Annotated in this window: 14 protein-coding genes and 1 tRNA gene; 2 read left to right on the top strand and 13 right to left on the bottom strand. The window is 75.3% G+C overall.

Annotation, left to right across the window (positions count from 1 at the left end; translation table 11 throughout):
• Positions 1 to 206: 206 nt before the first annotated feature.
• From AR3_RS18850 to AR3_RS18830, 5 genes are read right to left on the bottom strand one after another with little or no spacing between them, the layout of a single operon-like run.
• A complete protein-coding gene (locus tag AR3_RS18850) occupies positions 207 to 1,937 on the bottom strand; it encodes a sodium/solute symporter (RefSeq protein WP_067915543.1) in 1,731 nt (576 codons plus the stop codon).
• Positions 1,937 to 2,458 (bottom strand): DUF485 domain-containing protein, encoded by a 522-nt coding sequence (locus tag AR3_RS32290; protein ID WP_227023181.1) that lies wholly within the window; start codon positions 2,456 to 2,458, stop codon positions 1,937 to 1,939. The genes AR3_RS18850 and AR3_RS32290 overlap by 1 nt, the downstream gene beginning before the upstream one ends.
• A complete protein-coding gene (locus tag AR3_RS18840) occupies positions 2,455 to 3,225 on the bottom strand; it encodes a LytR/AlgR family response regulator transcription factor (RefSeq protein ID WP_067915542.1) in 771 nt (256 codons plus the stop codon). Before AR3_RS18840 ends, AR3_RS32290 begins: the two co-directional genes overlap by 4 nt.
• A 55-nt stretch (positions 3,226 to 3,280) precedes the next feature.
• Entirely contained in the window at positions 3,281 to 4,531 is a 1,251-nt protein-coding gene (locus AR3_RS18835; protein ID WP_067915541.1) for a sensor histidine kinase, read from the bottom strand.
• 41 nt (positions 4,532 to 4,572) lie between these two features.
• The gene (locus AR3_RS18830) at positions 4,573 to 5,502 is read right to left on the bottom strand and encodes a 2OG-Fe(II) oxygenase family protein (RefSeq protein WP_067915540.1); all 930 of its coding nucleotides are present in this window, start codon (positions 5,500 to 5,502) and stop codon (positions 4,573 to 4,575) included.
• 231 nt (positions 5,503 to 5,733) lie between these two features.
• Between AR3_RS18830 and AR3_RS18825 the strand changes: the two genes are divergently transcribed.
• The gene (locus tag AR3_RS18825; protein ID WP_106258740.1) at positions 5,734 to 6,564 is read left to right on the top strand and encodes a metallophosphoesterase family protein; all 831 of its coding nucleotides are present in this window, start codon (positions 5,734 to 5,736) and stop codon (positions 6,562 to 6,564) included.
• Here the strand turns inward: AR3_RS18825 and AR3_RS18820 are convergent.
• Positions 6,561 to 6,854 carry a DUF1876 domain-containing protein gene (locus AR3_RS18820; protein ID WP_227023180.1) on the bottom strand — a complete coding sequence of 98 codons (294 nt, stop codon included), beginning with the start codon at positions 6,852 to 6,854 and terminating at the stop codon, positions 6,561 to 6,563. The two genes, AR3_RS18825 and AR3_RS18820, sit on opposite strands and share 4 nt — an antisense overlap.
• Positions 6,855 to 7,127: 273 nt before the next feature.
• Positions 7,128 to 7,200: transfer RNA gene (locus tag AR3_RS18815), tRNA-Asn, on the bottom strand.
• A 148-nt stretch (positions 7,201 to 7,348) separates the two neighbouring features.
• Here AR3_RS18815 and AR3_RS18810 point away from each other — a divergent pair.
• The gene (locus AR3_RS18810) at positions 7,349 to 7,651 is read left to right on the top strand and encodes a YtxH domain-containing protein (protein ID WP_174545458.1); all 303 of its coding nucleotides are present in this window, start codon (positions 7,349 to 7,351) and stop codon (positions 7,649 to 7,651) included.
• Between the two features lie 3 nt (positions 7,652 to 7,654).
• Here the strand turns inward: AR3_RS18810 and AR3_RS18805 are convergent, their stop codons facing one another.
• From AR3_RS18805 to AR3_RS18780, 6 genes are all read right to left on the bottom strand, one after another.
• The gene (locus AR3_RS18805; RefSeq protein ID WP_067915537.1) at positions 7,655 to 8,170 is read right to left on the bottom strand and encodes a hypothetical protein; all 516 of its coding nucleotides are present in this window, start codon (positions 8,168 to 8,170) and stop codon (positions 7,655 to 7,657) included.
• A gap of 37 nt (positions 8,171 to 8,207) precedes the next feature.
• On the bottom strand, positions 8,208 to 9,533 hold the full coding sequence (locus AR3_RS18800) for an MGH1-like glycoside hydrolase domain-containing protein (RefSeq protein WP_067915536.1): 1,326 nt from the start codon (positions 9,531 to 9,533) through the stop codon (positions 8,208 to 8,210).
• Between the two features lie 169 nt (positions 9,534 to 9,702).
• Entirely contained in the window at positions 9,703 to 10,548 is an 846-nt protein-coding gene (locus AR3_RS18795) for an HAD family hydrolase (RefSeq protein WP_106258737.1), read from the bottom strand.
• Positions 10,545 to 11,699 (bottom strand): cysteine protease StiP family protein, encoded by a 1,155-nt coding sequence (locus AR3_RS31180; RefSeq protein ID WP_067915535.1) that lies wholly within the window; start codon positions 11,697 to 11,699, stop codon positions 10,545 to 10,547. Before AR3_RS31180 ends, AR3_RS18795 begins: the two co-directional genes overlap by 4 nt.
• Complete coding sequence (locus tag AR3_RS31175; RefSeq protein WP_227023179.1) at positions 11,696 to 13,075, bottom strand: phosphoribosyltransferase family protein; 1,380 nt, start codon at positions 13,073 to 13,075, stop codon at positions 11,696 to 11,698. Before AR3_RS31175 ends, AR3_RS31180 begins: the two co-directional genes overlap by 4 nt.
• Positions 13,072 to 14,277 (bottom strand): HpcH/HpaI aldolase/citrate lyase family protein, encoded by a 1,206-nt coding sequence (locus AR3_RS18780; protein WP_067915534.1) that lies wholly within the window; start codon positions 14,275 to 14,277, stop codon positions 13,072 to 13,074. Before AR3_RS18780 ends, AR3_RS31175 begins: the two co-directional genes overlap by 4 nt.
• Positions 14,278 to 14,333 lie beyond the last annotated feature (56 nt).

The raw sequence follows: 14,333 nt of genomic DNA, 5'->3' as shown, positions 1-14,333 counted from the left end.
CCTGACCGTCCCCGTCGGTGAACGGTCGATCTGGCGCGACGAACGGCGGGCGGGCGCGGGCCCGCCGTTCGTCGTCCGAACCCGTCGGCGGCCCGTCCGGCGCCGTCCGCGCGACCGGCGCGGCGTCCGCGCGAGCGGAGCGGCACCTGCGGCGGGGGGCGGCGCAGGTGCCGCGGCCATGGATACGCGGCGGCGGGCCGGGGCGTTCACACGCGCCTGGGCCGCCAGGTGCCGCGGTCGACGTTGAGCGACTCGGGCGTGTGCAGCCGCACCATCATCCGCGCCACCCCCGGCGGGACGCGCCGCGGCGTGGCGAGCGACACGACGATCATGACGGTGAACGCGATCGGCACCGTCCAGGCGGCCGGCTGCGACAGCAGCGCCCCCGCCAGCCCCTCCGGCGCTCCCCCGGCGACCGTGACGACCACCGCCGTGCCCGCCAGCACGCCCCCGGTGACCAGCCCGGCCAGCGCGCCCGCCACCGACAGCCGCCGCCACCAGATGCCGAGCACCAGCAGCGGGCAGAACGTCGAGGCCGCCACCGCGAACGCCAGCCCCACCACGTCCGCCACCGCCAGCGACCGCGCCGAGATCGACAGGGCCAGCGGCACCGCCAGCGCCAGCAGCGTCGCCGCCCGGAACGACCGCACGCCGCCGCGCAGGATGTCCTGCGCGAGCACCCCGGCGACCGACACCGTCAGCCCGGACGAGGTCGACAGGAACGCCGCCACCGCCCCGCCGGTCACCAGGGCGCCGAGCAGGTCGCCCACCACCCCGCCGAACACCCGTCCGGGCAGCGTCAGCACCACCGCGTCGGTCCGGCCGGTCATGAGCAGCTCGGGCGTGTAGAGGCGGCCGAGCGCCCCGTACACCGCGGGCAGCAGGTAGAACGCGCCCAGCAGCGACAGCACCATGACGGTGGTGCGGCGCGCGGCCCGCCCGTCGGGGTTGGTGTAGAACCGCACCAGCACGTGCGGCAGCCCCATGGTGCCGAGGAACGTCGCGAGGATCAGCGAGTACGTCGCGTACAGCGAGTGGTCGCGGCCGTCCAGCGGCATCGCCCACTCCCGGTCGGTGCGCACCGGGATCTGCTCGACGTGCGGCACGGCGGCCCCGCCCGGGAACGTCAGCTCGGTGTCGCGGCCGACGGTGTGCCGCCCCGGCGTCAGCGTCACCGCGGCGCCGTCGACGGACCGGTCGTCCACCCGGCCGTCGGCCGTCACCGTCACCGGCTCGACGACCTGGACGGCGACGGTGGCGCCGACGGTCACGGTGGTGCGTTCGGGGAAGCGCGGGGCGGTGTCGCGGTCCAGGCCGGGGGCGCCGTCGTACCGCCACGCCAGCAGCAGGAACACCAGCGGAACGGCCAGCGCGGTCAGCTTCATCCAGTACTGGAACGCCTGCACCAGGGTGATGCTGCGCATGCCGCCCGCCAGCACGCTCACCGCCACCACCAGGGTGATCAGCAGCGGGCCCGCCCACACCGGCGCCCCGGTCACCGTGCGCAGCACCAGCCCGGCGCTCTGGAACTGCGGCATCATGTACAGCCAGCCGATGAGCACCACCAGCACGCTGGTGACGCGGCGCACCGTCATCGACTCCAGCCGCGCCTCGGCGAAGTCGGGCAGCGTGTAGGCGCCCGACCGGCGCAGCGGGGCCGACACCAGCACCAGCAGCACCAGGTAGCCGCCGGTCCAGCCGACCGGCAGCCACAGCATGTCGGACCCGAACGCAAGGATCAGCCCTGCCACGCCCAGGAACGACGCCGCCGACAGGTACTCGCCGCCGATCGCCGAGGCGTTGCGCAGCGGCGACACCGTGCGGGACGCCACGTAGAAGTCCGAGGTGGTGCGGGAGATGCGCAGCCCCAGCGTGCCGATGAGCACGGTGGCCGCGACCACGACGGCGATCCCGGCCAGACCGTAGGCGGCGTTCATCACGGATTCCGGTCGGACCACGGGTTGTCGACCAGGTCGGCGAAGTCGCGCTCGTTGCGTTCGGCGTGCCGGACGTACCACCAGCCGCACGCGACGAACCACGGGTAGATCAGCCCGCCGAGCAGCGCCCACGCCAGCGGCACGCCCGCGACCTGCTGCTCGCGCAGCGCCGGGACCAGCGCGAACAGCGCGGGGATCCCGCCGACCACCACCGCCAGCAGCGTGCACAGCCGCACCGCGAGCCGCAGCTGCGCCTGCACCAGCGAGCGCATGTACGCCTCGCCGAGCCCGGTCTGCTCGTCGATCTCCCGGGTGACCGGGCGCCGCAGCCGCCGCGACCCGCGGGTCCGCGGCGCCGTGACCCGCGTCCGCCCGGGCGCGGGCGGTTCGGCCCCGACCGCGACGGGCCCGGTCGCGTCCTGCCGTCCCGCCGCCTTCGGAGCGCCGTCGAGACGGGGCCCCGCCCCGCCGCCCTCGCGCCCGCCCGTCCGGGCGGCGCCGTCCCGCTCCGGCCCGCTCATGACGGGCGCCGGGCGTTGCGGACGAGCAGGTCGCGCAGCTCGCGCACATGGCGGCGGCTCACCGGGAGCTCGGTGCCGCCGACCAGGATCGTGCAGCGGCCCGAGTCCAGCCGCAGCTCCTCGATGGCCGCCAGCGCCACCAGGTGGCTGCGGTGCACCCGGACGAACCCCGCGTCCCGCCACCGGTCCTCCAGCGCGGCCAGCGGGATGCGCACCAGGTGGCTGCCGTTGGCGGTGTGCAGGCGCGCGTAGTCCCCCTGCGCCTCCACGTACAGGACCTCGGTGGGCGCGACGAACCGGGTCACCCCGGCCAGCTCGACCGGCATCGGCTCCGGTTCGGGACGCGGCACGGCGCCCCGCGCGGCGGCCGCCGTCCCCGGGCCGCCGTTCTGCGAGACGCGGCGGATCGCCTCGGCCAGCCGCTCCGGCCGCACCGGTTTGAGGATGTAGTCGGTCGCCTTGATCTCGAACGCGTCGACCGCGTGCTCCTCGAACGCGGTGACGAACACGATGTGCGGGGCGCGCGCGAACTGCGCCAGCACCCGGCCGAGCACCGTGCCGTCCAGCCCGGGCATGCGGATGTCGAGGAACACCGCGTCGATCGGCCTCCCCTCGGCCAGCGCCCGGTCCAGGCAGCGCAGCGCGCCCGCCCCGTCCCGCGCCGTGTGCACGGTGCCGATGCGCGGATCCGCCCGCAGCAGGTGCACCAGATCGTCCAGGGCGGGCGCCTCGTCGTCCACCGCCAGGACACGAAGGCCGCCCGGCACGCCAGACCTCCCCCGGTGTCGCACGTCACATCTCGGCGATATCGTAAAACGTCCGTCAACCCGGGTCGGAGTGCTTCGGACGGCTCTGCCCCTGCCAGGGGGCCGTGACCCCCGGCGCGTACTTGGGCACCCGCACCGTCACCTTCGTCCCCGCCCCGATGCCGGTGTCGACCTCCAGCCCGTAGCCGTCCCCGTACACCTGGCGGAGCCGGGCGTCGACGTTGGCCAGCCCGATGCCCGCCGCCTCCGGCGCCTCCCCGTCGACGGAGCCGGGCGCGCGTTCCCCGGCCAGGACGCGGCGCAGCCACTCGGGGTCCATGCCGACGCCGTCGTCCTCCACGCTGATCACGCAGTCGGACCCGGCGTCCTCGGCCACGATCGTGATGCGCCCGGGCCCGGACCGGTCCTGCAGGCCGTGCCGGACGGCGTTCTCCACCAGCGGCTGCAGGCACAGGAACGGCACCGCCACCGGCAGCACCTCCTGCGCGATCCGCAGCGTGACCCGCAGGTCGTCGCCGAACCGGGCGCGCTGCAGCAGCAGGTACCGGTCGATCGAGCGCAGCTCCTCGGCCAGCGTGGTGAAGTCGCCGTGCCGGCGGAACGAGTAGCGGGTGAAGTCGGCGAACTCCAGCAGCAGCTCGCGGGCCCGCTCCGGGTCGCTGCGCACGAACGACGCGATCGTCGTCAGCGAGTTGTAGATGAAGTGCGGGGAGATCTGCGCCCGCAGCGCCCGCATCTCCGCCTCCATCAGCAGCGTCCGCGACCGGTCCAGCTCGGCCAGCTCCAGCTGGGAGTCCACCCACCGGGCCACCTCCTCGGCGGCGCGGATCAGCCCGGCGGGCACCTCCTCCCCGTAGACGGCGAGCGTGCCGACCACCCGGTCGTCGGTGCTGAGCGGCACCACCGCGGCGCGCCGCACCGGGCAGTCCAGGCGGCCGCACTCCACGCCGTCCGGGCCGAGCACCCGCACCCGCCCGCCGTCGAGGGTGCCGGACGCGTGGTCGAGGGCCTGCTCGGCGTGGTGCTCCCCCGCGCCGTCCCAGGCCAGCACCCGCTCCCCGTCGGTGATCGCGAGCGCGGCCGAGCCGAGCAGGGCGCGCAGGTGCCGCGCCGCCTTCTGCGCGCCCTGCTCGGTCAGGCCCGCGCGCAGCGCGGGCGCCGCCCGCGAGGCGGTGTGCAGGGTCTCGAACGTGGCGCGTTGCGCCGGGCCGCCCAGGTCGCCGCGGCGTCCCCGGGCCCGCCACCACAGCAGCACCGGCGCCCAGGTGAGCACGAGCGCCGCGACGACCGCGATGACGACGTCCATGGCGCAACGCTAGGTCACTTCCGGGGGCGCGACATACCGGTTCACGGCACCGACGCCGCGTCCCGCAGCCGTCCCAGCACCTCCAGACGTCCCTCCTCGCGGATGCGCCGGGTCGCCTCCCGGTCGGGGTAGCGGGCCATGAACGTCTTGGTCACGTGCGTCCCGTAGTGGAGAGGGGCGCCGCCGCCCAGGGGGCGCAGCTCGGCCTCGAAGCTGGGCTCGTGGAAGTAGGTGAGCGCGTAGCGGTCGCGCCCGAGGGACGCGACCTGATGCAGCGGGGACGGCAGCAGTCCGCCGGTCAGGAACCGCAGGACGTCGCCGGGGAACACGGCCAGCGTGTTCGGGTCGGGCCGCGCGAACGACCACCGTCCGCCCCGCCGCACGTACAACCCGCCGGTCTCGTCCGGCACGGTGATCGCCACGAGCCCGTGGGCGGGATGGCCGCTCGCGGCGCCCGCGGAACGGGCGGGCAGATGCAGCGCCCGCACGCGGTGCCAGCCGTCCGCGGTCAGGCGGGTCAGCTCGTCGGCGCACGCCAGGCCGAGGCCGAGGGCGGCCAGCCGCAGCAGCCGGTCGGCGACGCCGCCGAGCTCGTCCATGAACGCCCGCATGGCCAGCCGGTACTCCGGATCGGGCCAGGGCACCGGCCCGTGGCACGGCCAGCGCTCGCGCACCCGGATGTCGCCCTCCGGCACGTCCTTGCAGACGGTGAAGACCTCGGCGCCGTCCTCCCCGGAGGCGGCGTACCCGCTGTAGCTGAGCGGGCTGACGTGCCGCGCCTTGTACTCCAGCGGCATGGAGAAGAACCGCCGCGCCGCCGTCATCGCGGTGACGGCGCGCTGCGCCCGGACGGGGTCGACGGCGACCTGGACGACCCCGTCGCGCCGCCAGGCGGCGATCATCTCGCGGCCGAGCCGCAGGTCGGAGGGGGCGTCGCCGACGGACGCGGGAAGCGGGAACGTGGTGAGCATCTCGGGCTCCTCTCTGGAGGCGGGGCCTGGGCGGGGTGCCCCCGAATCGCCCGTCCCGCCTGCCATCTAGGCCGACCCGGCGCGCCGCGTCATCCGGTTTCGCGGGGCCGTGCGGCCGGCGGCCCGGCCCGCTCGGCCAGCGGCCGCCGCCCGTCCGCCGAACGGCCCGTCGCGCGCGGCCAACGGGACGGGGGCTTGATCAGGGGACCGCGACCCCGTGAGATGGGAGGCATGACCGGCAGACTGCTCGCCATCAGCGACGTGCACGTGGGGCATCCGGAGAACCGCGAACTGGTCGAGCGCCTGCGCCCCGGGTCCCCCGACGACTGGCTGATCGTCGCGGGCGACGTCGCCGAACGGTTCGCGGACGTGCGATGGGCGCTGGGCACGCTGCGCGACCGCTTCGCCAAGGTGATCTGGACGCCGGGCAACCACGAACTGTGGACGCCGCCGGGCGACCCGGTCGACCTGCGCGGCGAAGAGCGCTACAACGCCCTCGTCGACATGTGCCGGACGCTCGACGTCACCACCCCCGAGGACCCCTATCCCGTCTGGACGGGCGAGGGCGGCCCCGTGCACGTCGCGCCGCTGTTCCTGCTGTACGACTACACCTTCCGCCCGGAGGGCGCCGCCACCAAGGACGAGGCCCTCAAGGCGGCCCGCGAGGCGGGCGTCGTCTGCACCGACGAGATGCTGCTGCACCCCGACCCCTACCCGACCCGGGACGCCTGGTGCCACGCCCGCCTGGCCGCGACCGAAAAGCGCCTCACCGGACTGGAGCACCCCACCGTCCTGGTCAACCACTGGCCCCTCACGCGCCACCCGACCCGCGTGCTGTGGTACCCCGAGTTCGCCCTGTGGTGCGGCACCGAACGGACGGCCGACTGGCACGTGCGCTTCCGCGCCGCCGCCGTCGTCTACGGCCACCTGCACATCCGGCGCACGATGTGGCACGACGGCGTGCGGTTCGAGGAGGTCTCGGTCGGCTATCCGCGGGAGTGGCGCCCGCGCGGCGACGGCGCCCCCGGTCTGTGCCGGATCCTCCCCGAACCCCACGCCTAGCTGCTCGGACGGGCCGGCCCCGCCATCCGGGCGATGTCCTCTCCGGCCACGGCGCGCAGCCGGTCGGCCAGGTCGGTCAGCGCCCGGCAGGCCGCCAGCTCGTCCCCGATCTCCGGGACCGGCCGGTCGATCGGGTTGCGCCGCGCCTGCCCGTACCCGGTGACGGTGACGCTGCCTCCCGCGTTCAGGACGGCCCGGGCGCGCGTCTCGGTGTCGTCGTCGCTTTCTCCGATGAAGATGTCGACGTTCCAGTGCTTGGCCTTCATCACGTCCCCCCCGATAGAGACCATCCCGTCGTCGCGAACGCCACTCATCGGCCCCAATACCCCGTCAATCCTCAACAAAGCCGCTAATTTTGCCGCCGACCTCACGGGAGACGCGGTGCATCACCGGGGATTGAGGGGGCGCCCCTGGCCGGTGAGAGGTCGCCTCCGAAGACGCTGAGAACCTGCGGGCGAGATCGGCGGCCGATCAGGTGCCGGCTCTTCCAGGGGGCGTCGCCTGGAGAATGCGTCGGGCCCCTGCCCGGTGGTGCGATCCACGGGACAGGGGCCCGACCTCGGCTCCCGCGACTGGACTCGAACCAGTAACCTGCCGGTTAACAGCCGGACGCTCTGCCAATTGAGCTACGCGGGATCGTGACGCCGCCGGAGTTCCTCTCCGTCAGCGCGTCTAGGTTAGCGCATTCTGGGACCTGTTCGCGCAGGCGTGTCCGCCGGGGAGACTGGGGCGGGCCTGCGAGGGTATGTCGTGCCACAAGATCCTCGGAGTTGGGGGTGTGGGCATGAAGTACCGAGCGAGCTTCATCGCGGGTGCCGCAGTCGGCTACGTCCTGGGCACCAGGGCGGGGCGCGAGCGGTACGAGCAGATCAAGCGGATGTCGCGGCGGCTGCTGGAGAATCCCACCGTGCAGGAGACGGCGGGGGTGCTGCGCGCGCGGGGCGAGGAGCTGGCCGAGGCGGCCAAGGGCAAGGCCGGGGAACTGGCCGGCGCCGCGAGGGAACGGATTCCGGGGCAGCACCACGACGCCCAGGCGCCGCCCGAGTACCGGGAGGATCCGCGGCGGGAGACCTCAACCCCGTCGTGACCGTCACAGGCCCGTCTGACGGCGCACGTCCTCCAGGATCTGCTCGGCTTGGGCGCGCAGTCCGGGGTCGGACGGGTCGAGCCCGGCGTCGAACACCAGGGACCAGCGCACGTCGCCGCCGCCGGGCGGGCGCCGCGCGGCGATGCGGACCGAGCCGCCGCCGGGCAGCCGGGCGGTCCGGCTGATGACGACGGTGGCGGTGACGCGTTCGCGGACGGTCTCGGGCACCGACCCCGGGTCGGGCAGCCGGACGCGGTATTCCGGGCCGCCCGCGGCGGTCTGGACGCGCAGGTGGCCGTCCTGCCAGGACGCCTGGTCGATGCGCTCCCACGGCAGCCGGTGGAAGCCGCCGGAGGCGGTGGGCAGGTGCAGGGCCGCGGACGTGGCGACCACGTAGGAGCCGCCGCGGGTCGCAGCGGAAGCGAGCGGGCGTTCGCCGCGCGCCAGGTCGAGGGCGTCGCGGACGTCGGCGGGCAGGCGGCCCGGGCGGAGCACGGCGGACGGGCGGCGTAGGCGCATGCCTTCAAGGTAAGCGATCACCGCACCCGGTCGGGCGTCACGCGGCGCGAGGAGCGCGGCGGGCGGCCAGGAGGTCGAGGACGAGGGCGGCGGACCAGCTGCAGTCGTGGTCGCCGCGGCCGGTGCCGTCGAAGGGGTCGAAGAACTCGCGGAAGCCCGACTGGCGCACCAGGCGCAGGGTGGCCCCGTACAGCAGGTCCGCGATGACGGTGAGGCCGTGGCCGAGGGCGCCGTACCACAGCAGCCAGTTGGTGTTGATCCAGGTGGGGCCGCGCCAGTAGCCGCCGCGGTCGAACGTGGGCGCCTGGATGTCGCTGCTGGGCACCGGGTATCCGGCGGCGCCGGCGAACCGCGCCGACAGCAGCAGGTCGACCAGGGCGCGGACGACCGGGCCCGGCAGGTCGGGGTCGAGCAGCGGGCCGAACGAGGCGACGGTGACGGCGGGAAGCAGCCGGCCGCCGCGCAGGTCGCGGGCGCGGAAGCAGCCGGTCTCGCCGTCCCACAGGCGGTCGAGCAGGGCGCGGTGGACGCGTTCGGCGGTCTCGCGGTGCGGCACCGGGTCACCGCCGATGATCTCGGCCATTTCGGCGAGGGCGTGGGTGGAGGCGAGATAGGCGGCGTTGACGAGAGGGTCCTCGACGGCGAACGGGTGGGCGTCGCGCAGGTATTCGTCGCAGTATCCGGCGCCGCGCAGGAGGGTGACGAGCCGCACGTAGCGGTCGTAGTGCTCGCCGGTCGCCGACGTGCGGGGCGCGCGCTGGGGCGCGTACGCGACGGGCGGCAGTTGCAGGGCGGCGAGGGGGGCGTCCCAGGCGGGGCTGTTGTCCAGGCCCGATTCCCAGGGGTGGCAGATGGCGACGAGCCCTCCGGCCCCCAGGTCGCGGCACTGCGCCAGGTACCGGTGCTGGGCGACGAGCATCGGGTAGAGGTGGGCGAGGAAGGAGCGGCTGCGTTCGGCCTCCGCGGGGCTCGCGCACGCGTGCAGGCGCAGAGCGGCCAGAGCGTGCAGCGGGGGGTGTGTCAGGCCGGAGGTGGGGACGTTGCGGGGCGCGGCGGGCTGGAGGTCGCTGCGCCACAGTTCCGGTCCGGGGAAGTAGGCGTGCCGGGGCATCCGGGTGTTGAAGACGATGTGCGGAAGGAGCCCGGTGGCCCATTGCCCGCGGAACAGCGACAGCAGTTCCCGTTCGGCGCGGTCGCGGCGGTGCCGGGCCAGGCCCATGCTGACGAACGCCGAGTCCCAGGCCCACTGGTGCGGGTAGAGGGCGGGAGACGGGACGGTGGCGGTGCCGGTCCAGTTGGCGTCCAGCACCCGGGTCGCCGCCTGCCACAGCGTCGTCTCGTCGCCGATCAGCCGGGTGCCCATGAGCCTAGCGTGACCTCCCGATCGCGTTCTGGCCACCCGTGGAGGGGGCCGCCGCCCCGCACGACGCATCGAGGGTTCACTGCGATTGTGAACGCCTCACGGCCGCGCGGCGACCCCCGAGGAGTGAGGTCGCCGTCCGCCGCATCGCCGCGACGCGGGCCGCGGGCGGTCACAGCGTGCGCCAGGCCGCGGCGCGCCGGGGCGCGGGGGCGTCGGCGGAGCGGGTCAGGAACCATGCAGCGATCTCCTCCCCGGCGGCGACGCCCCGGGCGGCGGTCACGGCGGTGTGCGGGGACGTCCAGCCGGCGGCGTGCAGTTCGCCGTGGGCGGGGCGGACGGCGGCGTCGGCGGCGTCCAGCAGCTCGATGTCGAGGAGGGAGTCGCCGGCGGCGAGCATCGTCCCCGCGCCGACGCGGCGGGCGACCTCGGCGGCCGCGGCGGCCTTGGTCAGCGGCTCGGGCAGGCAGTAGATCTTGCGGCCCTGCAGGGACGTGCGCCAGCCGCGCGCGGCGCACCAGCCGGTGAGGTCGTCGAACCAGCCGGGCGGCAGCGCGGCCGGGTCCACCACGAGGTAGGCGAACAGGTCGGACGCGACGCGCCGCTTCAGCACGAAGTCGCCCGCGGTCGCGGCGAGGTGGGCACGGACCTCGTCGAGCGGGGCCCGTCCGTCGGCGACGCGGGCGCGGACGGCGGCGGCCCAGTCGGGGTCGTCCGCGCCGTCCACGAGGAGGCGGCCGCCGTTGGCGCAGATGGCGTACGCGGGCGGCTTGTCGAGCAGGCGGACGCGGGCGTACTGCTCCGGCGTGCGGGTCGTCACGGGGACGAACACCGCGGTGTCCGCGAGGGCCTGCAGGGTGCGCGCCGCCGTCTCGGTGACGTACGACAGCGGCGCCCCCCGATAGAACTCCACGCACAGCAGCCGCGGCATGTCCTCGTCCCGGCCGCGCAGGCCCAGCGCGGCCGCCGAGTAGATCAGCGTGCGGTCCAGGTCGGAGCACACCACGACGTCGGTCACCGGGCCCTTCCCTTCGAGAACCGGGGGTGGATGAGGCCGACGCAGGCGTACGGGAGGGTCGCCGGGTCGACCTCCACCACCGGGACGCCGCGTTCGGCGGCGAGCAGCCGGACGTGGTCCAGCTCCGGTCCCGCGCCGGCGCGGGCCAGGACCTTCCACGGGACGCGGCGCAGCAGCACCCGCGTGGTCTCCCCCACCCCCGGCTTGATCAGGTTGAGGTCGGCCACGCCGTGCTCGGCGCCGATGCGGCGCACCGCCGTCCAGCCGGACCAGTCGGCGGCGCGGTCGGCGGCCAGCGCCCGCGGCGCGTCCTCGGCCACCCGGTCGGCGACGTCGCCGAAGCGGGCGCACACCGCGTCCAGGAACACCGCCGACACGTCCTCGGCGGCGAGCTCGGCGTAGAACTTGGCGCCGTGGTAGTCGCCGGGGCCGATCAGCCGGTCGTTGAGGACGGTGCGGCTCACCAGCCCGGAGACGGTGGAGTTCAGGCAGGCCGACGGGACGAGGAAGTCGTCGCGGGTGCCGTGCAGGGGCGTGCAGCGGCCGGGGTCGGCCAGCACGGCCAGGTCGTCGGGGAAGCGGCGGCCGGTGGCGGCGGCGTGCCCGGCCAGCGCGGCGGTCAGCTCCCGGCGGATCGCGCCCTTGCCGGTCCAGCCGTCCACGAACATGATCCGCGCCGGGTCGTGGTGCTCGGCCAGGTGGCGCAGGGCGACGGTGTCGATGCCGCGGCCGCGGACGATGCTGATCGCGTAGTGCGGCAGGTCCAGGCCGTGGGCGTACCGGGCCCAACGGCGCATCAGGATGCCGACCGGGGTGCCCGCGCGGGCCAGCGACACCAGCACGGCGTCCGGTCCGCGCGCCGCCAGGACGAGCTCGGTGACCAGCCCGACGGCGTGGGCGACGCGTTCGGCGGAGTCCTCCAGGGCGCGGTGGAACAGCCGCCGGTACTCGGGGCCGGGCCGGTACTCCACCGGCAGCGACTCGGCGTAGTGGGCGCGGCCCGCCTGGATCGCCGCCTCCCGCTCTTCGGCGGGCGCCTCCAGGGGGACGCCGGAGAGGTCCTTCAGCAGCCAGGCCACGTCCTCGGCCGGGTAGCTGCCGAACCGCGGGCCGTACAGCGGCTCCGGGGTGGCCGTTGGAGCGACGGTCATCTGCTCTGCCTCCGGTGGGCGGGGACGGTCACCAGCAGCACGTCGGCGACGCCGGCCAGCCGGCGCAGCAGCCCGGCGGCCAGCGCCGGGGTGTCGCCGACGTCGTCCACGACCAGGACGATCAGGTCGAAGCCGCGCGCGACGTTGTAGGCGTAGCGTTCGCCGGGGCCGTCGGGCGGGTCGTCGTGCGCGGGGAAGACCAGCCGGGTGCGGACGGCGTAGCCGGGGTCGTCGACGGCGAGCACGGGCGAGCGGGTCGTGGTGGAGTAGCGCACCTCCAGGTCGGGGCGGGCGTCGGCGAGGGCCTCGGCCAGCCGCAGCGGCGCGTACATCAGCTCCTCGAAGCCCAGCACCAGCACGCGGCGCCGTCCGGCGGGCAGGGCGCGGGCGAGGCGGTCGGCCATGGCGGGCAGCTCCTCGCCGAGCCGCCGCCCGTCTTCGGGGCGGAAGCCGTGCCGTCCGCCTTCGGGAAGGCCGTCCGGCCAGCCGACGTCCACGCGTTCCACGGCGTGGCGCGCGGCGTGCCCGTCGCGCGCGGGGTCCGCTCCGGACGACAGCGAGGCGACGAGACGCTGCCCGGCGGGCAGGATGCCGGGGGGCAGTTCGACGCGGCCCGTGGCCAGGGCGACGGCGTCGATGCGCGCGCCGAGTGCGGCGGCGACCGACTGCGTCTGCGCCCGGGCCGTGTCGTCCCGCAGGTCGGTGAGCGCGGCCACGATGTAGTGGCGCCGGGGCCGTGCGGCGTGCAGGGCGCGGATGGTGTTGAGCGCCGTCCTGCCGGTGGAGAGCTCGTCGTCCACGAGGACGACGGGCACGTCGCGGTCGAACGCATCGGGATCGGCCGGCAGGATCAGGTGGCTGGTGGCGTGGCTGTGCTCTTCCTCGAACGCGCCGTACGGGACGAACCCCCGGACGGGGCGCCGCGTCGAGTGCAGGTAGTACGCGCCGCCCAGGGCGTCCGCGACCGCGTGCCCCAGCGCCGTGGCCGTCTCCGCGTAGCCGAACACGACCGCCTGGATCGGCGCGTGCGGCCCCTTGTGCGCGTCGCGCAGGGCCACAGCGGCCCCGTCGTTCTGCGCGAGGGCACCGGCGAGCAGGGGGTCGTCCAAGGGCTCCTGCTTCAGGCGCGCCCGTACGAGGCGTCCCAGCAGCAGCCCCGCCCCGTACACCAGCCGCGGATCGGTCGGCACGTGCTTGCCCAGGACGGTGGACACCAGCAGGTGCGCGCGCCGCGGATTCCGGCGGACGGCGAGGCCCGCCAGGTCGGCGAGCCCCACGCCGGCGGGCCGCTCCCCGTCGACGAGCCGCACGCCCAGGCGCGCCGCCACCCACTCCCCCGGCCAGATCCGGCCGGGCGCCGCGCGACCGGCGCTCACCGGCCGACCGCCGCTTCCAGCAGCTCCACGAACGTGACGCCCTCGGCCGCCACTCCGAACACCCGCGCCCGCCGCATGAGCCGCTCGGCCCACGCCCGGTGCGGCTTGGCCTCGTTCATCTTGTTGGCGTAGGCGCTGGCCATCGCGCCGCCCCCGGTCACCCTGAGGATGTCGGCGGCGTCGCAGTACTCCTCGTGGGTGACGACGGACAGCGCGTGCACGGCCGCCACGTGGCTGGGATGGATGACGGTCTTGCCGATGAGCCCGTTGGCCTTGTCCAGGTGGACCTCTCGGATCAGCCCGTCGAGGTCGGAGGTGATCAGCCGCTCCCGCAGCGGGACCGCGCGCTGCCGCTCGAACGGCGAGTGGCGCAGCTGGGGCTTGAACATCCGCTCGCCCGCCGAGAAGTACTCCCAGACGGGGCCGGTCACCACGTAGCCGGTGCCGTCGGCGCGGCCCAGGATGTTGACCACGTCGGAGATCACGTCCGCGACCGGCCGGATGTCGTAGATCGTCAGGTCCGGGGGGCGGCGCAGCCCGTAGGCGGCCGACAGGTCGGCCGCGCCCAGCCGCACCGCCAGCACCCGCTCGCGGTGCTTGGCCAGCAGCCGCGCCACGTCCTGCAGCATGTCGGCGCGGGTCTCGCGGTGGATGGCCTCGCGGCTCTCGATCACCGGCATGGCCAGCAGCCGCAGCCCGGTGCGCGCCGCGGTGTCCTCCAGCGCGTCCAGGAACGCCCCGCCGGCGGCGGCGGTGAACTTGGGCAGGACGAACCCGCTCACCAGGTCCGCGGCCGGGCCGAGCCGGTCCACCAGGTCGCCGATCTGCTCGGCCGCGCGCACCCTGACGAACAGCAGCGGGATGTCCGCGTCGCGGAGCCCGCGGGGGTCCCCGGGCGAGTCCTCCCCCGGTCCGGCCCAGCCGTCGTGCAGCCGCCGCAGGGCCGCGACGGCGTTGGCCTCGGCCTCGGCCACGTCGGCGTCGGCGATGGCGTCCTCCAGGCAGACCACCATGCTCGCCACGCCCTTGCGGGCCGCCTTGACGATGTCGTCCGCGAGGGACGGACGCGTGGCCGGGCAGTACAGCGTGGCGCCGAGGGCGACCGCGAGGACCTCGGGGTCGTCGTGCCGGCTGAAGGGGCGCGGCTGGCGGAAGAACAGGCGCTTCCGATGCGCGATGTCGATGTGGTCAAAGTGACGCATGCACGCCGGGTCCTTCCCGTGGCCGGAACGGTGCCGCCCTCGCCGACCCCACCCCC

It is taken from the genome of Actinomadura rubrobrunea NBRC 15275, assembly GCF_001552235.1.
GTDB classification, from domain to species: Bacteria; Actinomycetota; Actinomycetes; order Streptosporangiales; family Streptosporangiaceae; genus Spirillospora; species Spirillospora viridilutea.
The sequence above is the reverse complement of the archived record's forward strand: the minus strand, read 5'-3'. Positions and strand labels throughout refer to the sequence as shown.